Here is a 22,419-nt window from a genome sequence, read left to right as displayed (position 1 = left end):
GTTTTTTTCTTTTAAAATTTTAATAAAAGTAATGATTTTTTACTAACCATATATTATTCAAAAATGGTTTCTTTAGCTTGAAGATTTCAGATTACTGTAGGATATTATTTTGCTTTGACTCGTATTCTCTCTGATAATCTTTTACTGTTTTTCCTTGTCCGTCTGGTTTCCAGCCAGGAGCAAAAAACACATACTTTAATCTATTCTGCCAGCCAATGTTAGGTTGTTTAACATCTTTCCACATTTTCTTCCATTCGTAAAACAACATTTCAAAAGCACTATCATCTTTTGGCCTTGGATAGATACCGAATTTCACAGGAATTTCTGATTCTTCTTTCTGAAAAGTTCCAAACATTCTATCCCAAATTATCAAAGCCATTCCCATATTTTTGTCTAAATATTTGATATTTCTGGCATGATGCACACGGTGATGTGATGGCGTAACTAAAATCCATTCTAGAATGCCCATACTTTTTACGCTTTGTGTATGTACCAAAGTTCCATAAACTTGAAACAATGCATAAGCCGCCATAATATGCCAGGGATCAAAACCTAAAAAAGCCAAAGGGGAAAAATACAAATAGCGGTAAAGCGGCTGAAAAACAGGCGATCTGAATCCTGTAGAAATATTATAATATTCAGAACTGTGATGCGTAATATGTACAGACCAAAAAAAACGTGATTTATGATCTACAACATGCAATACATAATAAGCGAAATCTTGTAATAAAAAAAACTGCAACCCAATAATACCATATTTGTGTATTCCAAGAAAAAATGCGGTGTTCGAAAAAGAAAAACATAACCCCAAAAGCAAATGATTTCATTATAAAATCTAATGCAAAATTTAGCACCGCAAATGTGACATTTACAAAAATGTCATTCTTAGAATACAAGTTTTTTTTGCCAAAATGACTAAAAAACATTTCGACAAATATCAAAAGTGCTAAGAATGGAGTATAAATAAATTAACCCCAAACCATTTTCATCAAATAAACTATAAAAATTGAAATCCATTAATTATAAACATTAAAATTCATAAAGCAAATTTATGAATTTTAATGTTTAAATGTAAGTTAATTCTTATTTTTTAATTGAGGCAGTGTGATAACTATTTACATATTTAACTGAAAAAAAAATCTAAAAAATTTACTCTTTCAAAAACTCCGTTGTCAATTCAAAAAACATTTTAGGATTTTCAGCATGAAGCCAATGTCCTGCGTTTGGAATAGTTTCTAATTTTAAATTTGGAAAATGCAAACGAATCGAATCCATATCAGCATCTTGAATATAACCCGAATTTCCTCCGCGAATAAACAATGTCGGTTTATCAAAAACCAAATTATCTGGAAGCGGTTTTCCAATTGCATCTAGGTTATTATTAAAGGCTTCCAAATTAAATCGGAAAGCCAATTGTCCAGGTTCTTTCCAATATAAATTTTTTAGTAGAAACTGTCGTGTTCCAAAATCAGTAACATATTGTGATAAAGTTGCCTCTACATCATTTCGGCTTGGTTTTACAGAAAAATCTATTGCATTTAATCCTGCCAAAATATCCTGATGATGCTGTTTATAAAATTTCGGACCTATATCTGCTACAATTAATTTGTCTACAATTTCTGGATGTGTTGTCGAAAAAAGCATCGCAACCTTTCCACCCATTGAATGCCCCAGAATATCAATTCTGCTTAAATTATTGGCTTGACAATATTCATATACATCTTGAACCATTGCGTCGTAACTCCATTCATCTGAATGAAAACTGCGTCCGTGGTTTCTTAAATCCAAAATATGAACTTGAAATCCAGCTTCTACATATTGTCCCGCCAAAGTTTTCCAATTATCAGACATTCCTAGAAACCCGTGCATGATAATAAATGGTTTTCCTTCGCCTTCTATTTTTGAGTAAAGCATATTTATATTTTTTATTCTGAAGAATTATTTCAATTTATTCAAATACATATTCACTACATTATCCAAACCAAGATAAAGTGCTTCTGAAATCAAGGCGTGGCCTATAGAAACTTCTAATAAACCTGGAATATTTTGTTTGAAAAACTGAATATTATCTAAACTTAAATCGTGTCCGGCATTAATTCCCAAACCTAATTCGTTTGCCAATTCTGCAGCTTTTACATAAGGATCAATTCCGTTTTTATTTCCCAAATCATATTGATGTGCGAATGCTTCTGTATATAATTCAATCCTGTCCGTTCCGGTTTTTTTTGCTCCTTCGATAATTTCTAAAACTGGATCAACAAAAATCGAAGTTCTAATTCCGTTTCTCTGAAATTCCTGAATAACTTCTGTCAAATATTCTTGGTTTTTAATCGTGTCCCAACCTGCGGAAGAAGTAATTGCTCCAATTGCATCTGGAACCAATGTTACTTGATCGGGTTTGCATTCTAAAACCAAATCAATGAAATTATGCTGTGGATTTCCTTCAATATTATATTCTGTAGTAACAATTGCTTTCAAATCGCGTGCATCCTGATAACGAATATGACGCTCATCTGGACGTGGATGAATCGTGATTCCCTGCCCTCCAAATCGCTGAATATCGACAGCTACTTTTAATAAATCAGGAACATTTCCGCCTCTTGCATTTCGAAGCGTTGCAATTTTATTGATATTTACACTTAACTTTGTCATATAAATAGATAATTAATTCTAGTAACACTATATTTGTTACGACAAAAATACAAAGTAAAACGCAGCAGTTTTCGGTATTTTTTGATTATTTTGCATCAAATATCTTCAATGATTTATGACAGAAATTACAAACTATATCACAAATGATTTCAGAGCGATTGATAGTCAGGAAACGATAGCTTCGATCCAGGACTTTTTTATCGATGTAAATTTTTCTCATTTTCCCATTTTAGAAGATGGGATTTTTATTGGAAGCATCTCTTCTGAGGATGTAGAAACATTTGACACCGATAAAAAAGCAATTGACTACAAATATACTTTAGAACGTTTTTTTGCCAGAAAGTCGATGATCTGGCTAGATGTTCTGGAAGTTTTTGCTAAAAACCATACCAATATTCTTCCAATTCTTGATGAAAATAATGCTTATATAGGCTATTATGAAATGGAAGATATAATGAAGTTTTTTCAGGAAACTCCATTTTTAAAAGAGCCAGGAGCGATTATTATTGTTCAAAAAGGTCTTTTAGACTATTCTATGAGCGAAGTAATGCAGATTGTAGAAAGCAATAATGGTAAGGTTTTAGGTTCTTTTGTATCTGAAGCTGATCTGGAAAATGTTCAAATTACAGTAAAAATTGGTTTAGGAGCGATAAATGAAATTATTCAGACCTATAGAAGATATGGCTATGAGATTATTTCAGAACATCAGGAAGACACCTATATTAATAGCTTGAAAGAACGTTCTGATTATTTAGACAAATACCTTAATATATAATTATTAATGTGGCAATGAGAAAATTAGTTAATTAGATAATTTTCACAGCTGCAAATTATCTGATTGACACATTGACAAATTACCTAATTTAACTCGAATGAAAATAGCCATTTACGGACAATATTATCAAAATAGTACTGAACCTATTATAAAAGACATTTTCTCTTTTTTCAATTCCAACAATGTTGAAATGGTAATTGAAGAAAATTTTCTGAAAATGCTTTATGAAAAGCAGCTGATAAAAAAAGAATATAAAACTTTTTCGCCAAGCACTGCTTTAGATAATAGTTTTGAAATGCTGATTAGTATTGGAGGTGATGGAACAATTTTGAGAGCAGCTGCTTTTGTTCGAAATTCAGGCGTTCCTTTATTAGGTATAAATGCAGGAAGATTAGGATTTCTTGCTAAAGTTCAAAAAGAAAATATTGATAGTTTGTTACAGTTTGTTATTGATCAAAATTACACCACTTCTGAAAGAACTCTATTAGGATTAACTTCTGAGCCAAAGAATGATGCCTTCGAAGAACTTAATTTTGCAATGAATGAAGTTACAGTGAGTAGAAAAGATACTACTTCGATGATAACTGTTGAAACTTATTTGAATAACGAATATTTAAATTCTTATTGGGCAGATGGATTAATCATCTCTACTCCTACCGGCTCTACTGGATATTCTTTAAGCTGCGGCGGTCCCATCTTAACACCAGATGTAAAAAGCTTGGTAATAACACCTATTGCGCCTCATAATTTAACTGCCAGACCACTTGTTATTCCAGATGACACAGAAATCACACTGCGGGTAACAGGAAGAGAAGACCAATATTTGGTTTCTTTAGATTCGAGAATTTCTTCAGTGAAAAATGAATCAATTTTAAAAATAAAAAAAACAGATTATAAAATAAAAATGGTTGAAATACCAGGCGAAACGTTCTTAAAAACCTTAAGAAATAAATTGCTCTGGGGAGAAGATAAAAGAAATTAAACTCTTTTCTGATTCTTCACTATACGATAATACCACATTTTCTCGTTCTGCATGTAGTGAATCATCATTAAATGACTCAAAATCATAATGTAAATTGAAAAAGGAGCACATTTAACCAAAGGAACTTTGATTCGTATTGATAATTATTATATTTGCACGCAATTTTGAATTAAATGAAGAAAATTTTTAATTTATTGTTATGTTTTTTCCCCTTTATTACACTTAATGCTCAAATCAATGAGATAGGTGTTTTTTTTGGCGGAAGTAACTTTGTAGGTGACGTTGGAAAAACAACTTATATCGCCCCAGAAAAACCAGCTTTTGGTGTTCTTTATAAATGGAACAGAAGCCCAAGGCATTCCTGGAGATTTTCATATACACAATCAAGTGTAATTGGAAATGACTTCAAATCTGAAGAAACAGGTAGAAATCAAAGAGGATATCGTTTTGAAAACAATATTAAAGAACTTTCTGCAGGACTTGAGTTTAATTTTTTCGATTTTAATCTTCATGATTATCATACAAAGATTACTCCTTATGTATTTACAGGTCTAAATTTCTTTATCTTCGACAACTTATATCGATATAATACAAGCCCAAACACAATTTATTCTGATAATTTAAACTCTTTTGCTATACCTATTATATTAGGTGTAAAATCGAACATAACGCCGCATCTTGTTTTAGGAGTTGAAGCTGGAGCACGTTATACTTTTACAGACAACATTGACGGAAGCAATCCTAAAACAAACAATCCAAATATTTTAAAGTTTGGAAATTTAAATAATAATGACTGGTATGTTTTTTCAGGTATCACCTTAACGTATACCTTTGGACAAAAACCTTGCTATTGCGCAGAATAATAAAATGAATTTAATAGAATCAATAGATCACACAAACTTACCTAAACACCTTGCCATTATTATGGACGGTAACGGACGCTGGGCAAAACAACAAGGTTTCATGCGCGCGTTTGGACATGAAAATGGTACAAAATCAGTAAAAGAAATAATCAAGACCTCAGCTAAGCTGGGAATTGAATATTTAACTCTATACGCCTTCTCAACTGAAAACTGGAACCGACCAAAACTTGAGGTTCAAGCTTTGATGAAAATATTGATCAATTCATTAAAAAAAGAGCTCGTTACGCTTCAAGAAAACAATATTAGACTCAATGCAATTGGAAATCTTGACAAATTACCAAAAACAGCCCAAAAAGAACTTTTGGATGTTATAGAAAAGACAAAAAACAATTCTCGATTAACACTTACTCTTGCCTTAAGCTACGGATCTAGAGAGGAGCTTGTAAATGCTGTAAAGGCAATTAGTGATAAAGTTAAAAATAATATAATTTCAATAGACACTATTGACGATTCAATTATAAATGAGCATCTTTACACGCAAAATTTACCAGACGTAGATTTATTAATACGAACAAGTGGAGAACATAGAATAAGTAATTTTTTGCTGTGGCAGATCGCTTACGCAGAATTGTATTTTACTAATGTCTTGTGGCCAGACTTTAAAGACCAAGATTTATATGAGGCTATTATTAGTTATCAAAAAAGAGAACGTAGATTTGGAAAGACCAGTGAACAAATTAAATAATTTTTTAGTGTTGCAAAAAAAAATACAAATAGTCCTTACCCTATTACTTTTGGGTAGTTTTTCACAAATTAAAGCACAAGAAAGAGTTCCTTTTGATCAAGGAAAAAAATATATTCTGGCCAAAGTTTCCGTTGTTGGTAAAATAAGCTTCAATGAACAGACTGTAGTAACATTTTCAGGCCTTCAAAAAGGACAGGAAATTACTGTACCTGGAGAAGAAATTAGTAGTGCAATTAAAAAATTAGGTAAACTAGGCCTTTTTGATGAAATTGCTTTCTACGTCAATAAAGTAGAAAATGATAGCATTTATCTAGATTTAAATATTATTGAACTTCCTAAATTAAACGAAGTTAAATTCGTTGGAGTTAAGAAAAGTAAAGTAGAAGGTTTAATTAAGGACAATAACTTGACAAAAAACAAAATTGTCAACGAAAACTTAATTACTACAACTAAAAACTATATTGAAAACAAATACAAAAAAGAAGGTTATTATAATACAAAAGTTACTATAACAAATACTCCAGACACTATTAACGGACATCAGGTTAATATGCTTGTCAGGATAGATAAAGGAGATAAAGTAAAAATCAGCAGTATTGATTTCATTGGAAACAAACAGCTTACAAGCAGTCAATTGCGTGCTGCAATGAAAGATACGAAACAGAAAAACTTCATTCGTGTTTTTAAAGCTTCAAAATTTATTCCAGAAAAATACAAAACTGACTTAGAAAAAGTAATTGCTTCTTATAAGGAGAAAGGATATCGTGATGCACGTATTATTTACGATTCTGTTAAATACAACAAACAAAAAAATACACTTGCTATTAAGATTAATGTAGAAGAAGGAAATAAATACTACTTCGGAAATATTAAATTCTTGGGTAATACTGTTTATTCAGATCAGCTTTTAAACCGCTATTTAGGAATTAAAAAAGGAGAAACTTACAACGGAGTTTTATTAGAAAAAAGAATTGCCGATAAGACAAAACCAGATGCAGAAGATATTACCAATTTATATCAAAACAATGGTTACTTATTTTCAAATATCAATGCTGTTGAGGTAAAAACAGTTAACGATACAATCGATTTTGAAATTAGAGTTACAGAAGGTCCAATTGCTTATTTCAATAAAATTACGGTTGTTGGAAACGACAAAACAAATGACCACGTAATTTACCGTGAGTTAAGAACAAAACCAGGTGAAAAATATAGTAAAGAACAACTTGTAAGAACTATTCGTGAGATCGGACAATTAGGTTTCTTTGATCCTGAGGCAATTGATCCTAAGTTTAAAAACGTAGATGCTGGAGCAGGAACTGTTGACATTGAATACCATGTTGTAGAAAAAGGATCTAGCCAGGTCGAACTTCAAGGAGGTTACGGCGGTGGAGGTTTCATCGGAACATTGGGACTTTCGTTTAATAACTTCTCTGCTAGAAAATTATTTGACAAAGAAGCTTATAAGCCTTTGCCAATGGGAGATGGACAAAAAGTTGCGCTTCGTTTACAAGGAAGTACTTATTTCCAAACGTATAGTTTATCGTTCTCAGAACCTTGGTTTGGAGGAAAGAAACCAGTACAATTTAGTTCTTCCATCTCTTATAGTAAGCAATTTCTTAACAATTATATTACCCGAACTGTTGATCGTGGCAAAAGTTTTAATATTTTTACACTCCAAGTTGGTTTAGCTAAACGATTAACTGTGCCAGATGACTACTTTGTATTATCACAGTCTGTAAGTTATCAGCATTATGATTTGAACAATTATAATACAGGATTATTTACTTTTGGTAACGGTGCATCAAGAAACTTAGCATATACGATTGGACTTTCAAGAAGTAATAAAGGTGTGAACCCAATATTCCCTACTTATGGTTCAGAGTTTAGCATTTCGGCGAAAGTAACACCTCCATATTCATTATTTAATGGAATTGATTATGGAAATTTAAAAAATGAAAAAGAATATAAAACACAGTATACTGGAACATCTGGAAGTGGTGTAGACGGAAAGCCACTTAACAATGGCGATTATGTTAAAACAGAAACTGTAAACGGACAAACTGGTTATGTAAGTGTTGGTTCAGACTTTGGAAGTGCTGATACTGATGTTGCAAAAGTCGATCAGAGAAAATACAATTGGTTAGAATACTATAAAGTTAAATTTAAAGGAGATTGGTATACTAAAGTATATGGAAAGTTAGTATTAAGAACCTTAACAGAATTTGGTTTCTTAGGAGCTTATAATCAAGAAAGAGGTGTAATTCCTTTTGAGCGTTTTTACTTAGGAGGAGATGGTATGGCCAACTACTCAATGGATGGTAGAGAGACTATTCAGTTGAGAGGTTATCCAAACAACTCTTTAACTCCAGTAAATGCTAGCGGAGATGCAATTGGAGCAACTATTTATAACAAGTTCTCTATGGAGTTACGTTACCCAATTACATTAAAAGCATCAGCTTCTATTTATGCTTTAACATTCTTAGAGGCAGGTTCATCATATCCAACGTTCAAAGATTACAACCCATTTGATTTAAATCGTTCTGCTGGTGCTGGTTTACGTGTATTCATGCCTGCATTTGGATTATTAGGTATTGACTTTGGTTACGGATTTGATGCTCTTCCTGGACAAACAAAAGCTAATGGATGGGAAACTCACTTTATCATTGGACAACAATTTTAGAGAAATAACGTTTGGTTAAAAATCATCAAATAAAGTTATGTTATGAGAAAACAATTTTTATTTATATTTTTAGCCTTGATTGTAGCAAATACAAGTCAGGCACAAGGTAAGACGACTAGGATAGGCTACATCGATATGGAATATATTTTAGAAAATGTTTCCGATTACAAAGAAGCCAAATCACAATTAGAGTTAAAAGCTCAAAAGTGGAAACAGGAAGTTGAGGCTAAAAAATTAAATATTAATACCCTAAAGGAAAGTTTAAAAGCAGAAAAAGCTTTACTTACTAAAGAATTAATAGAAGAAAGAGAAACTGAAATAAAGTTTCAGGAACAAGAGATGATGGATTATCAGCAGAAACAGTTTGGAGCTGATGGTAATTTAATGCGTCAGAAAGCTGCTTTGGCAAAGCCAATTCAGGATCAAGTTTTTACTGCTGTTCAAGATATTGCAGAAGCTAAAAATTATGATTTTATTTTTGACAAATCATCAGATCTTACAATGCTTTTCAGTAATAAAAGATTTGACATCAGTGATCAAGTTTTAAGGGTTTTAAATCGTACTGAAAAACGTGAGCAGCTGACGAAAAAACAATTGAAAGAGCAGGAAGCTAAAGAGAATCTTGAAAATGCAATAGATGAAAATCCAGCAATGGCCGATCGTCAAAAAGCTCTTGACGAGAAAAAAGCGGCAAGAGAAAAATTAATTCAAGATCGAAAATTAGAACAAGAAGCTAAGAAAAAAGAATACGAAGACAGAAGAAATGCCATAGCTGCTGAGAGAGAAGCTAAAAAAAATGGCACGGTTTCTGGAACAGCTAAAACAACAACAGCAACAGAGGCAGCAAAAACAAACACAACAGCTAAACCTGCCGCTACGAGTGGTGCACCTGGTACAAATGGTACTGAGCAAACACCAACCGCTGAACCAACGATGACTAAAGCAGAAGAAAGACAGATGCTTTACGAACAGCGTAAAAAAGAATTGGAAGAGAAAAGAAAGAAAATTTTAGAGGAAAGAGAAGCGGCTAAAAAAGCAAAAGAAGCCGAAACACAAAAAACAAATACGACCAATAATTAATTAATATTTTTAAAAATGATGAAACAAATCAAAACTTTACTAATTGCTGCAATTCTTATTTTAGGAGCAAGTAACACAATGAACGCACAAGCGAAGGTAGCTCATGTTGATGTAAGCGAGATCATGTCGAAAATGCCTGCTATGCTAGACGCTCAAAATCAACTGCAAAAATTAAGTGGAACATATGATGCTGAATACAAAAAGATGGTTGATGAATATCAAGTAAAAATCAAAAAGTATGAGGCAGAAGCTGCTACAGTAACTGATGCTGTTAACGGTGAGCGTTCTAAAGAAGTTCAAGATATGCAAAAAAGAATTGTTGATTACAGAGACAATGCACAAAAAGAACTACAACAAAAAGAAACTGATATCGTAAAACCTTTAATGGAAAAAGTTAGAGCTTCTATCCAAAAAGTTGGAAAAGCTAAAGGTTTCCAATACGTTTTAGACGGTTCTACTTTATTATTAGCTGATGGTCCAAACATCACTGCTGACGTTAAAAAAGATTTAGGATTCTAAGAAATTCGAACTCGTATAATCAAACTGCTCAATGTATAATTTGAGCAGTTTTTTTTTACAAAAAATTAAAACTAATCTTTGTCATTATTTCTAGATTTGAATTAACTTAGAGTAATAAATTTTATCAAAAAATATTAAATTTGCTTTATGATAAACAACAATCCTATAGGCGTTTTTGATTCTGGCATTGGCGGAACTTCCATTTGGAGCGCCATTCATGATCTGCTTCCAAACGAAAAAACGATATATCTGGCTGACAGCAAAAACGCACCTTACGGTCAAAAAAGCAAAGATGAAATAGTTGATCTAAGTAAAAAAAATGTAGAGTTTTTGCTAGAGAATAATTGTAAACTAATTGTTGTTGCCTGCAATACCGCTACGACAAATGCCATATTTGAACTCCGCGCAGACTACGATGTTCCATTTGTTGGAATCGAACCTGCAATTAAGCCTGCAGCAAACAATTCGCAGACCCAGGTAATTGGAATTCTAGCCACTAAAGGAACTTTAAACAGTGAGCTGTTTAATAAAACTGCCGAAATGTTTCAAAATACCAAAATAATTGAACAAGTTGGTTATGGCCTTGTTCAACTTATTGAAGATGGAAATTTATACTCGCCAGAAATGACACAATTGCTGGAATCATACTTAAAACCTATGATCGAAGCTAATATTGATTACCTGGTTTTAGGGTGCAGTCATTATCCTTATTTGATTCCTCAGATCAAAAAAATTCTCCCAGACCACATTAAAATTATTGATTCGGGAGAAGCTGTTGCCAGACAAACTAAAAATTTACTTCGAGATAAAGTAGGCTTTTCAGACATGACACAAAATGATCCTGTATTTTATGTCAATTCTGATCCTAAAGTTCTTGAGTCAATTTTAGAATATAAATATCCAGTAATAAGAAAAGACTTTTAATGTATTATTCAATTTTTCGCTTGACAAACCAAATTCCGTCCAGCGATAAATTAAGTGATATTTTATGGTAATTTTCTTTTATGAGATCATCTGCTATTCTTCCTTTTTGCCCATACGAATATGACACATTCAAAGATGAAAAAGTATTATCTATTGGAAGATTAAGTCCTACAGAAAATGATGCATTCTTTACACGTTGTGAATCAACTTCAAGATAACCCGTGTCATAATTTATTCCGGCAGCATATCCTACTCTATCCCAATATTTTCGGGCATTCTTTTTAGAACTATAGGTAAAACCAAGTGCAAAACGATCTTGGTTTACAAAGTCGCCATATAAGTCAGATTGCTTTGTATCGCCCCATAAACTTTTTTCGTAATCTAACGTCAGATTCAAATTATTCTTAAATCGTTTACTCACTCCAAAACCTATTTCTAAAGGCATATAATAATCATCTGTATCTGAAGCTTGGTCAGTTTCTATAGAAGATTGAACTTCATCTGCAATACTTGTTACAGACTGTATTTTAGAAGCTTTTACTCTTGTCGGGACTTTAAATGTTGTACCAACCGTAAAAGTCGAATCTATTTTATATTGTGTCCCAAGTGTAGCCCGAACGCCGCTATAATTTGTCTTTTTATTTATTGTTGTAATTGAATTTGAAATTAAAAAAGACCGCTCATCAACTGTATTTCCAAAAAGTACCGTTGCAGTTGCTCCTAATGTCAATTTTTTTCCAAATTTATATCCGTATGAAAAATCCAAATTATTTAAACCGCCCGATCCTTGTGCCGTTACATAGTAATATTCTTGGCTGTCGGCTATTGGCAGTTTCAAATTTGAAATTTTAAATACCGAGCTGGAATACGGACGCATTGATACACTAAATCCAGAATTTTTTGTAACTGGAAAAGCAAAAGCCAAATGAGAAAACTGAAAGTTATTTCGTTTCTCTGAGCGTGAACCGCTTTGATATGTTGTTGCAATAGCTTTTCCTCCAATATCAAATAAAAAATGATTTTGATACATAAATCCAAGTGAAGCCGGATTTAGATTATTGATAAAAGTATCTGAAGGCAAAGCAATTCCAGAAGAACCAATTGAAGGCAAATAACCAAAATCTGAATCATATAAACTTCCAACACCATATAATGAGTATGGCGAACTTGAAATGCTTTGTGAAAACGAACTCAGCGACATCAAAATGAAGCAGCTCCATAAAACAATTTTATTTTTCATTTAGTATGAGATATAATAAATTTTCAGCTGAATTTTATTGTTCAAATGCTTTTGATCGCCTAGAACTATTCTATTAACAGACTGGGCAATTCCAGGTAAAGTCAATATAAGAGACGACCTCGAATCTGATTGCTTGAGCATTTCTTTCTGGAGAAAATTTCCAACTGAAATTGAATACCCAACATTTTCGTTAAACTCATCACTCTTCTTATTCAATTTTCCATAAACAGAAGTTCCGGCTGAGTTGACCAATGTGCCGCTTATTCTATTTAAATTATCGCCAACATAAACAGTCAACGAATCTGCCAGAGGATATTTTTCGGAATAAGAATTGTTTACTGGTTTCAGAATTAATTCTGCATCTACAATTGCTCCATTTACAGCAATATTTTTAAACTGCTTTATATTTGGAAAATCGACTCGGCAGGCTACACCTGTTCCAGATTGAATAAATCCTTGATTACTAGTGAGCGTGCTAGATAACTTACTACTGGAAATGGGGAGATTTTGCAGTATAGTTCCCGTTTTATTGAGCGAAATAGAGTTAAATTGTTTCGTAGCATCCAGAATTGTAAAATCAATTATAAAAGGCGTCTCACTATCTGTTTGGTATTTAGAATAGTACAATCGGACTTTACTGGACGAAACACTAAATCCGATTACATTTGAAGAGGTAGAATTTTCTGGGACTAAAACAAGTCCTTTCAAATATTCTGTAAAACTATCAAAATCTGTAACCTCCCTTTTCTTTATTTTTTGAAAAAGAGCTTCTCCAAACTCTTTACTCATTTGAATATTTATAGAATCTTTTTCCTTGGGTCTTGGTTTAAAAGATATTGTCCCTAAACTTTCGGGACTGTAAGTCAAAGTCGAATTATTATAGAAATTGTTGTCTTCTGTATTAGGTTTAACTTTTTGAGTTAATCGATGAATATTAAAAGTCTGTACTCTGGTGGTATCTCCATAATAATAACGATCATATTTAAGAATCATCGAAATTGAATCGAAAACATAATTTACAGATTCTGTATCTGATCCTACACTAGATAAAGCATAAACACTTGTAGAAAGCTGAAAATAACTATCTGATTTCACTTTTCCAAAAATTGGATCGTCATAGTTTCCTATCAGAATTCTAGAGCGGTTTGAAGTTGCAAGCGAGTCGAAATTTATAGTTGACATGTCGACTGTAACCGTATCAATCATAATTACTTTATTACTTAAAGCCAAATAATCTGATCCAACAGTAAACTCCCCCGTGTCAGTATCTGTACCACATGAAAATATGGTTAGTACAAAAAGCAGTATCAATATAAACTTGTGCATAATATATTTTTTGAGCAAATATAAAATGCAGGGTTTGGTGATACACTATAACATATACTACTGTGCATTTTTAAGCTACAAATCACTCAAAACGATCTACAATACCAATTGCACTCTCAAAATTTAATTCGACCATAAAAAGAACGATTTTGTCTATCAAAACACGGCGTACATATATCTTCTTTTTTTTAAGACCGTCATCCACCTAATTTTGAGCCAATAAAATAAATAATGAAAGTACGGTTTTTAATGTGTTCTCTTTTTTTGATTTCTTTTTTAGGAATGAAAGCCCAAGAACATTTTGGTGTTTCTATGAATATCAAAACGGAGCCCACAAAAAAGATAAATTTTAATGAAACAGATATTGCAGTTTTTTATCAAAAAAAAATTGGAACTCAAAACACTATTACCAACACATTAGAATACTCGAATTTGAAAGTGAATTACGAATTCAATCCTTATAATTTCTATGCTGATCAGGATAAATTCAATCAAATTCAAAACAAATTTGAATATTCTTATGAGATGTCAGAAAAAACAAAATGGCAGATTTCTATAATTCCGACAGCAAATTTTCAGGGAAATTTAGATTTCTCAGATCTTACTGTTTTAGGAAATCTGGAAATTAACCAAAAACTCAGTTCAAGACTAAATGTAATACTGGGAGCTGGTCGAACATCAATATTTGGTGCACCAAGATTTACTCCAATTATTGCTTTTGATTATAAAATGAATGAGAAAACTAACTTTCGAATTGGGTTTCCAGATTCAAAGTTTTCCTATTCAAATAATGAACGAAACAAGTTTAGTCTGACGAACAGTTTTAATGGAAACTTCTATCATTTGGATGTTTCTGCTGATAAAGATAGTAATGCCGAAAAAGCAGTTTTATCACAAATGACATTGGCTTTTGAGTATGAAAGGAATGTCACCAAAAATTGGTTTTTAAATTTTAAAGCGGGTTATGATTTTAATAAAAAATACAACTTATTAAACAATAACGATCATAAAGTTTATGACTATAATACTGGAAATGGTTACGTTTTAGGAGTCGGGATCAAATACAAACAATAAATAATTAAATACACTATGATTAATCTAAAAAAAGGAATTTTATTCACAGCGCTTTTCTCAGGCCTCTTTTTTATAAGTTGCAGCAATGACAATGATGATGACGATTTAATGGGAAACTGGATTAAAAAATCAGCCTTCGACGGCCCTGCAAGATCTAGTGCAACAAGTTTTGTTATTGGAGATTTTGCTTACGTAGCCGGAGGTTATACTGGCGATGTTTATTTAAAAGATTTATGGGCTTATAACTCAACTGGAGATTATTGGGAGCAGAAGGCTGACTTTGCAGGCGTAGGCAGAAGCTCTGCATCTAGTTTTGCATTAAACGAAAAAGGATATGTTGGTCTTGGTTATGATGGAACAAATAAACTGAAAGATTTTTATCAATATGATCCTTCTAGCAACAGCTGGACACAAAAAACAGATTTTGCAGGAACGGCTCGTTATGCAGCAGTAGGTTTTCAGGCCGGCGGTAAAGCTTATTTTGGTACTGGTTATGATGGAAATTATTTAAAAGATTTTTATCAATATGATGATCAAGCCAATACTTGGACACTTGTAAATGGTTTTAGCGGAAACAAAAGACGTAATGCCACAGTTTTTGTAATTGCAGATAAAGCGTACTTAGCAACTGGTGTCAATAACGGAGTTTACCAGGAAGATTTTTGGGAGTTTGATCCTTCAACAGATGTTTGGACTAGAAAACGAGATATCGATAAAGATACAGATGACGATGACAGCTACAACGACGATTATGCAATTGTACGTTCTAATGCATCAAGTTTCTCTATGAATGGATTAGGATATGTTGTAGGTGGCGAAAATGTAAAAACAATTTGGGAATACAACCCAACAACCGACTTATGGGTAGAAAGAACTCCAATGGAAGGTGCGACAAGAACTGATGCAGTTGGTTTTGCAATTAACAATCGCGGGTTTTATATGTTAGGAAGAATTGGTTCTACTTATTTTGATGATGCTTGGGAATTTAGACCATTAGAAGAACAAAATGATGACGATAATTAATATCAAAAAATTCTTCTGGAATATCATCCAGAAGAATTTACTATTTATTGCATTTCTCTTATTTTTTGCTGCCTGCGCTAAAAAAGAAGTCCTGACATCTAGTGCTTTTAAAACAAATTCGGGATGGGGCTATACCATTTCATACAAAGAAAAGATTTTGATTAAGCAGTCAATTATTCCTGTAATTAGTGAGAATAAAAGTTTTAAAACGGAAGATGACGCTTTGAAAGTTGCTGATTTTGTAAAACAAAAACTCAAAGAAAACTTATCCCCAACGGTAACCAAAAAAGATTTAATTTTATTAAAAATAAAATTGTAAAATGCAGCTAGATACCATTAAAAATACAGGCTATAACAAAATCTTGTTTCATTGTGTAATATGGATTTTCTTTATTTTAACTTCCTTAATACAGTTTTATGAAAGTCCGTTTAAGATCAATAATGACTTTTATGTGCAATGGATAACCGGGATTGTATTGTTTTATCTGAACTATTTTTACTTGGTTCCAATTTATCTTTTACAAAAAAAATATTGGTTTTATTTTATAGTTGCTTTTGGCCTTATCGCCGCTTTTATGATTATTAGGATAAATTATTTTATTCCTGAATTTAGACATTTAAGACCCGAAAATGTAATGCCTGCCAGAATGATTCCTGAAGGTCCGCATTTTTTCCCGAAAGGCAGAATGACACATAGAATTGAAATGAGACAGCCGCTTTTTTTTAAAATTGGCCCATCATTTTTCTATATTTTAATTATAACGATCAGCGCGATTATTAGAACATTAACCGAATTCTATAATAATCAGCAAAATAAACTTATTGCAGAAACACATAGAACAAATACAGAATTAATATACCTGCGCAAACAAACTAATCCGCACTTTTTATTCAATTCGTTAAATAGTATTTATTCTTTGGCACACAAAAAATCTGATTTGGTCCCTGATGCCATCGTGACCTTGTCTGAACTTATGCGCTATATGCTGTATGAGACAGACAATAAAACGGTGGCTTTAGAAAAAGAGGTTAACTATATTCAGAATTACATTGAACTGCAAAAACTCAGATTAAACAACATTGAAGATATTGTAATTAATGTTCATGGCAATACTAGGAATAAATTTATTGAGCCATTGTTATTGATTTCTTTTGTCGAAAATGCTTTTAAATATGGAACCGATTATAAAGGTGCAGCCCACGTAAAAATTAAAATTTTGATTACTGATAATAATCTTGATTTTTGGATTGAAAATACCATCGAAAATTATGTAAAAGATCCTGAAAATTCAGGAATTGGATTGGTGAACATTCAAAACCGCCTCGATTTATTGTACCCTAATGCGCACGAACTAACCATTACTCAGGATAATGAATATTACCGAGTTCATTTGAATCTAAAATTAGATGAAATTAAAACCTCAATAGATTAAACAACTGATTATGGACAGAAAAAAATTCATTCGAAATGGTATTTTAGGCATTGCTTCATTAGCAACAGCTTCAAAATTATTAGAATCATGCTCCAAAAGTGAAAATGATGAAACCAACTCGGGTAATTCTGGAGATGGAAGCTGTACTGTTTCACCTTCAGAGACAAAAGGCCCTTTTCCCATCAAAACGCCAAGCCAGCTGGTTTTAGAAAATATTAAATCTGATCGTGTTGGAGTTGCTCTGCTGATTAATTTAAAGATTGAAAACCAAAAGAACAATTGCGAACCTCTGTCGGGAGTTTTAGTAGATGTCTGGCATTGTGATAAAGACGGAAATTATTCTGAATATGGAGGAACATCTATGCAGCAGACAGATTATACTTCTGTACATTTTTTAAGAGGAAGACAAACTTCTGATACCAACGGAAATGTTTCTTTTATTTCGATTTATCCTGGCTGGTATCAAGGAAGGGCGCCGCATGTACATGTTGAAGTTTTATCGAGCACTGGCAGTTCGTTATTAGTAACTCAAATTGCTTTTCCAGAAAACGTTTCAAGTCAGGTATATTCTAGCAGTAATTATGCTGCACACGGACAGGCCGATACCGCAAATACAAAAGATAATGTTTTTGCTGATAGTTTATCTAATGAGTTGGCAACTATAACCGGCAATTTAACAGACGGTTACACTCTTACTAAAACGATAACTGTTAACGCTTAATTGTGATCTCTTAACCAGTATTTTATGAAAACTTTAAAACTTAATCTACTGGTTTCAAATTACTTTTGAATGCCAAAACAAATTGTAAAAATTTAATCCAGAACAAATGAAATGTGTAATTATTGATGACGAACCTTTAGCTGTAGAACTACTGCAAGATTTTGTTAAAAAAGTGGACTCACTTGAATTAGTAAATTCGTTTAACAATGCGATTGATGCCGTTTCATTTATTAATCAAAATAATGTTGATTTGGTATTTTTGGATATTCAGATGCCGCATTTTTCTGGAATTGACTTTTTAAATACAATCGAAAAAAAGCCTTTGGTTATTTTTACAACTGCATACTCAGATTATGCTGTAGAAGGATTTAATCTTGGTGCTGTCGATTATTTGGTAAAACCAATCCCTTTTCATCGATTTTTAAAAGCGGTAGTAAGAGCACAGCAGGTTTTACAGCCGGCAACAGCAATTCAAGCAATTTCGGAAAATACAACTGCTCCGGAAATCGAACAAGATTTTATGTTTGTACGCGCGGAGTACGAAAATGTAAAACTAAATTTTGCTGATATTCTTTTTATTGAAGGTTTGAAAGATTATGTCAAAATTTACACTACAGATAATAAATTCATTTTGACTTTAATCAGCCTGATTAAATTAGAAAATTTACTTTCTAATAAGGGTTTTGCACGAATTCACCGATCGTATATTATCAATATAAAACATGTGAAATCTATTCAAAAAAATAAGGTTTTAATAAGCGATAAACGTATTCCTATCAGCGAAAGCTATAAAAATACTTTCTTCGAAAAAATCAACCTCTAAGTTTTTTAAATCCCAAAAAAGAAAATTCCAAATTCCAAGGTTTGATTCTTTTGGAATTTGGAATTTTATATTGATTTTTTTTTAAGCCTAATCTTCGTTTTTAAACCAGCTTGAATACATGACATAATTATTTGAAATGCGTTCGATTTCCCCTGCAAAATTAGACTGATCTATGTCTTTTACTTTTTTGGCGGGAACGCCTGCATAAATACTTCCAGAAGTTACAACCGTATTTTGTGTAACCACGGCTCCAGCAGCAATGATTGAGTTACTTTCTATAACACAATTATCCATTACAATAGCGCCCATTCCGATCAAAACATTATCATGAATAGTACAGCCGTGTACGATAGCATTATGCCCTATCGAAACATTATTTCCAATTACTGTTGGATGTTTTTGATAGGTGCAGTGAATAATTGCGCCATCTTGAATGTTTACTTTATTGCCAATTTTAATAAAATGAACATCTCCTCGAACAACAGCATTAAACCAGACACTGCAAGAATCGCCAAAAGTAACATCGCCTACAATAGTCGCATTTTCAGCAACATAACAATCCTCTGGAATCAAAGGTGATTTTCCGTTTACAGATTTAATCAGCATAAAAAATAAAATTTAGTTAATTGCAGGACAGTTACAATCGTAACGTGCTTTTTTACAAAATAAATTAATTCCTAAAGTAATTTGATGATAACCACCAGTATCAAATTTTACATCTCCCATCACTTGAGAATAAGTGTATGCAAACATAAAATTCTTAAAATTTACACCTACAATTGGTGTTATAAATTGTAATTTTTGAGAAGAAACTCCGCTTCCTGAAAGATATTGAGCTCCATCAAAACCTCTTCTATAAGAAAGAGCCGCCCAAAGACTTCCAAAATCCATATTTTTGTAAGCTTTAAGGTTTATGTCTAGTGTTTTCTCTTTGGTTTGGTCAAAAAATTGAAAAAGAATAGACGGTTCCCAGGTAATATTATCATTTTTACCAAAAACATATCCTACACTCAATAAAAACTTTCTAAGGTTATCACTTTCATAGTCAGTATATAATTCTCGTCTTGTTTCTAGTAAACCCTGCACGGTTGCATGTGCATAAAAGTCCATAAAATTATAAGAAGCTCCAATATCAAGATTAAAATAAGAGTCTTTTTGAATCGAACCAAAAACGATCGGATCAAAAGTTCCTCCAAATTTCGTTTCATCTAATTGATTCTGTATCAAACCTCCGCTAATTCCAAAAGACAACTGATTTAGATCAATTTCATCTCTTGAAAACATAATATGATGTGCATAAGTTAATTTTACCCCTTTCTGTGAATGATATCCGTTTTTATCATTAAAAACAATAATACCAGCCCCAGAGCGCTCGCCTACTCTTCCGTTAAAACTTAATGTTTGTAAAGATGGCGCATCTTCTTGCCCAAACCATTGTTTTCTAGCAGTTAATCTAATTTTTGCACAATTAGCGGCACCAGCCATTGACGGGTGAATTAAATAATAATTATCAGACAAATAGTCAGAATAAACAGGTATTCCTTCCTGAGAAAAAGAATAAAATGAAGTAATAAGAAAAACTAATAAAACCTTGATTTTTAATTTCATAAAGGCAATTTTGTATCTATATAATTTTCACTCCTGCAATTTAATACGATTTCTTTGAAAAGAGTCTTAATTATTTTATTAAAAAATCAAATATAGCTATTAGTAGAAAATAACTTTAGTAAATTTGCAAAAAATATAATACCATGACAAAAATCACCATAAAAGAAACTCAAAATCCTACTATATTAAAGTTTGAATTTGAAGATTTCATTACTCAAAATCAAAACTTTGAGTTTAAAAACATCGACGAGGCTCAGGCTTCTCCACTTGCTCAGCAGTTATTCTATTTACCATTCGTAAAGACAGTATATATTTCTGGAAATTTTATTGCTATCGAAAGATATAGTATTGTAGATTGGGATGACGTTAAAGATGCTGTTGCTGAACAAATTAGTTCTTTTGTTGAGAATGGAGGAGTTATCATTAAAGTTGATGAAACTAAAACAAAAAAACAACCCATAACGGTTTACGGAGAAACTACTCCAAATCCTTCTGCACTAAAATTCGTAGTAAGCAGAATGCTGACTCGTAATGCTGTAGAATATAAAAATATCGATCAAACTGCTTCTTCTCCATTAGCTCAGGAATTGTTTAAATTTCCTTATGTAAAAGAAATCTTTATTGATGAGAATTATATTTCTGTTACAAAATACGAGATTAACGACTGGTCTGAAATTACTTTAGAACTTAGAACTTTCATTAAACAGTTTATCGAAAATGGCGGAACTGTTTTAGACGAAAGTTTAATTCAAACTACAACAAAAAATGAAGTAACAAAAGATGAAGCGTTTGATAAATTAGACGTTACTTCTCAACAAATTATTAATATTCTAGAAGAATATGTAAAACCTGCAGTGGCTGCTGACGGTGGAAATATTGCTTTTGAATCTTATAATGAAGATGATAAAACGGTAAAAGTGCTTTTACAAGGTGCTTGCAGCGGTTGTCCATCATCAACATTTACCTTAAAAAGCGGTATCGAAAATATGCTGAAAAGCATGTTGAACGATGAAGCTATAAAAGTTGAAGCTGTTAATGCTTAATGCCTTTTTTCTTATATAAGAATTTCAATTATATTTGCAGCACAAACCTACCTTCTCTACTTTTGAGAAGGTTTTTTTTATATTAAAATCATGAACGAAGTTACTTCAGACCAAGTTAGTACCTACATCACGAGATTTATTAACATCTTAGTTGATTATTCTCCTAAATTAATCTCTGCATTTCTAATTCTATTTGTCGGTTTATATGCCATCAGACTAATAAACAGATTGATTAGAAAAATAATGGTGAAGAGAAATCTTGACCCAACTTTAACAAAATTTCTAGCAGATATTTTATTATGGGCACTTAGAATTCTTTTATTTGTCACTTTTATTTCAAAACTTGGAATCGAAACTTCTTCTTTTGTTGCGATTTTAGGAGCAATGGGACTTGCTGTTGGTTTGTCTTTACAAGGATCGCTTTCGAATTTTGCAGGAGGAATGCTTATTATTGTTTTTAAACCTTTTAAAGTTGGCGATACAATTGAGGCACAAGGTGTTATTGCTACTGTTGAAGAAATTCAAATTTTTGTAACAAAAATGATTACTGGAACTAATCAGACCGTTTTTGTACCAAATGGTGCATTATCAAACGGAACGATCATTAATTATTCAATGCAGGCTGAAAGAAAAGCGGACTTGACATTTTCAGTTTCTTATGACTCGGATATCAAAAAAGCGAAAGATATTCTTTTAGAGGTTTTACTATCAAATCCGAAGGTTCTTAAAAATCCTGCGCCAGAAGTTTTTGTAAAAAACCTATCTGCCAGTTCTGTTGATTTTGCAGTTCGCCCTTGGGCCGCAAAGGCAGACTTTGGCTCGGTAGTTTCAGATACTTTAGAGAATTGCAAAATTGCATTGGATGAAGCAGGAATATCTGTTCAGCCCTTTACGATTCAAAAATAATT

23 protein-coding genes are annotated in these 22,419 nt (G+C 32.3%); 16 read left to right on the top strand and 7 right to left on the bottom strand.

The features are described 5' to 3' along the window. Positions 1–91 precede the first annotated feature (91 nt). The 3 genes from EDB96_RS04285 to EDB96_RS04275 form a co-directional block, all read right to left on the bottom strand. Positions 92–742, bottom strand: coding sequence for a sterol desaturase family protein (locus tag EDB96_RS04285; protein WP_243839306.1), 651 nt, complete (start codon positions 740–742; stop codon positions 92–94). A 407-nt stretch (positions 743–1,149) separates the two neighbouring features. After that, positions 1,150–1,914, bottom strand: coding sequence for an alpha/beta fold hydrolase (locus tag EDB96_RS04280; protein ID WP_134139383.1), 765 nt, complete (start codon positions 1,912–1,914; stop codon positions 1,150–1,152). Positions 1,915–1,938: 24 nt separating this feature from the next. Then, positions 1,939–2,652 carry a pyridoxine 5'-phosphate synthase gene (locus EDB96_RS04275; RefSeq protein WP_071636376.1) on the bottom strand — a complete coding sequence of 238 codons (714 nt, stop codon included), beginning with the start codon at positions 2,650–2,652 and terminating at the stop codon, positions 1,939–1,941. A gap of 115 nt (positions 2,653–2,767) precedes the next feature. On the opposite strand from EDB96_RS04275, the gene EDB96_RS04270 reads away from it, so the two are divergent. From EDB96_RS04270 to murI, 8 genes are all read left to right on the top strand, one after another. Continuing rightward, positions 2,768–3,427 (top strand): CBS domain-containing protein, encoded by a 660-nt coding sequence (locus tag EDB96_RS04270; protein ID WP_134139382.1) that lies wholly within the window; start codon positions 2,768–2,770, stop codon positions 3,425–3,427. A gap of 97 nt (positions 3,428–3,524) precedes the next feature. Next, a complete protein-coding gene (locus EDB96_RS04265) occupies positions 3,525–4,409 on the top strand; it encodes an NAD kinase (protein WP_057117384.1) in 885 nt (294 codons plus the stop codon). Positions 4,410–4,582: 173 nt separating this feature from the next. Next, a complete protein-coding gene (locus EDB96_RS04260; RefSeq protein WP_134139381.1) occupies positions 4,583–5,272 on the top strand; it encodes a DUF6089 family protein in 690 nt (229 codons plus the stop codon). 4 nt (positions 5,273–5,276) lie between these two features. Next, positions 5,277–6,017, top strand: coding sequence for an isoprenyl transferase (locus EDB96_RS04255; protein WP_057117673.1), 741 nt, complete (start codon positions 5,277–5,279; stop codon positions 6,015–6,017). Continuing rightward, the gene (locus EDB96_RS04250; protein ID WP_057117388.1) at positions 5,950–8,697 is read left to right on the top strand and encodes an outer membrane protein assembly factor; all 2,748 of its coding nucleotides are present in this window, start codon (positions 5,950–5,952) and stop codon (positions 8,695–8,697) included. The genes EDB96_RS04255 and EDB96_RS04250 overlap by 68 nt, the downstream gene beginning before the upstream one ends. 42 nt (positions 8,698–8,739) lie before the next feature. Further along, entirely contained in the window at positions 8,740–9,777 is a 1,038-nt protein-coding gene (locus EDB96_RS04245) for an OmpH family outer membrane protein (protein WP_057117390.1), read from the top strand. A gap of 15 nt (positions 9,778–9,792) precedes the next feature. After that, positions 9,793–10,296 carry an OmpH family outer membrane protein gene (locus tag EDB96_RS04240; RefSeq protein ID WP_170830271.1) on the top strand — a complete coding sequence of 168 codons (504 nt, stop codon included), beginning with the start codon at positions 9,793–9,795 and terminating at the stop codon, positions 10,294–10,296. A 147-nt stretch (positions 10,297–10,443) separates the two neighbouring features. Then, entirely contained in the window at positions 10,444–11,220 is a 777-nt protein-coding gene (gene murI, locus EDB96_RS04235; RefSeq protein WP_057117392.1) for a glutamate racemase, read from the top strand. A gap of 4 nt (positions 11,221–11,224) precedes the next feature. Here the strand turns inward: murI and EDB96_RS04230 are convergent, their stop codons facing one another. Together EDB96_RS04230 and EDB96_RS04225 are read right to left on the bottom strand one after the other, a co-directional pair. Further along, the gene (locus EDB96_RS04230; RefSeq protein ID WP_057117394.1) at positions 11,225–12,460 is read right to left on the bottom strand and encodes a hypothetical protein; all 1,236 of its coding nucleotides are present in this window, start codon (positions 12,458–12,460) and stop codon (positions 11,225–11,227) included. Continuing rightward, positions 12,461–13,786: a DUF4270 family protein gene (locus EDB96_RS04225; RefSeq protein ID WP_057117396.1), complete on the bottom strand. Its 1,326-nt coding sequence runs from the start codon at positions 13,784–13,786 to the stop codon at positions 12,461–12,463. It abuts the gene before it with no gap. 231 nt (positions 13,787–14,017) lie between these two features. Between EDB96_RS04225 and EDB96_RS04220 the strand changes: the two genes are divergently transcribed. The 6 genes from EDB96_RS04220 (at position 14,018) to EDB96_RS04195 (ending at position 18,860) form a co-directional block, all read left to right on the top strand. Beyond that, positions 14,018–14,860, top strand: coding sequence for a DUF6268 family outer membrane beta-barrel protein (locus EDB96_RS04220; RefSeq protein WP_134139379.1), 843 nt, complete (start codon positions 14,018–14,020; stop codon positions 14,858–14,860). Between the two features lie 15 nt (positions 14,861–14,875). Beyond that, on the top strand, positions 14,876–15,883 hold the full coding sequence (locus EDB96_RS04215) for a Kelch repeat-containing protein (RefSeq protein WP_057117401.1): 1,008 nt from the start codon (positions 14,876–14,878) through the stop codon (positions 15,881–15,883). After that, positions 15,867–16,202, top strand: a complete 336-nt coding sequence (locus tag EDB96_RS04210; protein ID WP_243839305.1) for a DUF4907 domain-containing protein — start codon at positions 15,867–15,869, stop codon at positions 16,200–16,202. Before EDB96_RS04215 ends, EDB96_RS04210 begins: the two co-directional genes overlap by 17 nt. A gap of 1 nt (position 16,203) precedes the next feature. Beyond that, positions 16,204–17,316 carry a sensor histidine kinase gene (locus EDB96_RS04205; RefSeq protein ID WP_134139378.1) on the top strand — a complete coding sequence of 371 codons (1,113 nt, stop codon included), beginning with the start codon at positions 16,204–16,206 and terminating at the stop codon, positions 17,314–17,316. A 10-nt stretch (positions 17,317–17,326) separates the two neighbouring features. After that, positions 17,327–18,037: an intradiol ring-cleavage dioxygenase gene (locus tag EDB96_RS04200; RefSeq protein WP_134139377.1), complete on the top strand. Its 711-nt coding sequence runs from the start codon at positions 17,327–17,329 to the stop codon at positions 18,035–18,037. 106 nt (positions 18,038–18,143) lie between these two features. Then, the gene (locus EDB96_RS04195; RefSeq protein ID WP_134139375.1) at positions 18,144–18,860 is read left to right on the top strand and encodes a LytR/AlgR family response regulator transcription factor; all 717 of its coding nucleotides are present in this window, start codon (positions 18,144–18,146) and stop codon (positions 18,858–18,860) included. Positions 18,861–18,947: 87 nt separating this feature from the next. On the opposite strand, the gene EDB96_RS04190 is transcribed toward EDB96_RS04195, so the two are convergent. Together EDB96_RS04190 and EDB96_RS04185 are read right to left on the bottom strand one after the other, a co-directional pair. Next, positions 18,948–19,466: a gamma carbonic anhydrase family protein gene (locus tag EDB96_RS04190; protein WP_057117409.1), complete on the bottom strand. Its 519-nt coding sequence runs from the start codon at positions 19,464–19,466 to the stop codon at positions 18,948–18,950. Between the two features lie 12 nt (positions 19,467–19,478). After that, complete coding sequence (locus EDB96_RS04185) at positions 19,479–20,468, bottom strand: type IX secretion system membrane protein PorP/SprF (RefSeq protein ID WP_057117411.1); 990 nt, start codon at positions 20,466–20,468, stop codon at positions 19,479–19,481. A 143-nt stretch (positions 20,469–20,611) separates the two neighbouring features. On the opposite strand from EDB96_RS04185, the gene EDB96_RS04180 reads away from it, so the two are divergent. After that, a complete protein-coding gene (locus EDB96_RS04180) occupies positions 20,612–21,511 on the top strand; it encodes a NifU family protein (RefSeq protein WP_057117414.1) in 900 nt (299 codons plus the stop codon). Between the two features lie 90 nt (positions 21,512–21,601). Further along, complete coding sequence (locus EDB96_RS04175; RefSeq protein ID WP_134139374.1) at positions 21,602–22,417, top strand: mechanosensitive ion channel family protein; 816 nt, start codon at positions 21,602–21,604, stop codon at positions 22,415–22,417. The last annotated feature ends 2 nt before the right edge of the window (positions 22,418–22,419 follow it).

The organism is Flavobacterium sp. S87F.05.LMB.W.Kidney.N (genome assembly GCF_004366435.1).
GTDB lineage: Bacteria > Bacteroidota > Bacteroidia > Flavobacteriales > Flavobacteriaceae > Flavobacterium.
This window is presented reverse-complemented; position numbering and strand designations above follow the sequence as displayed.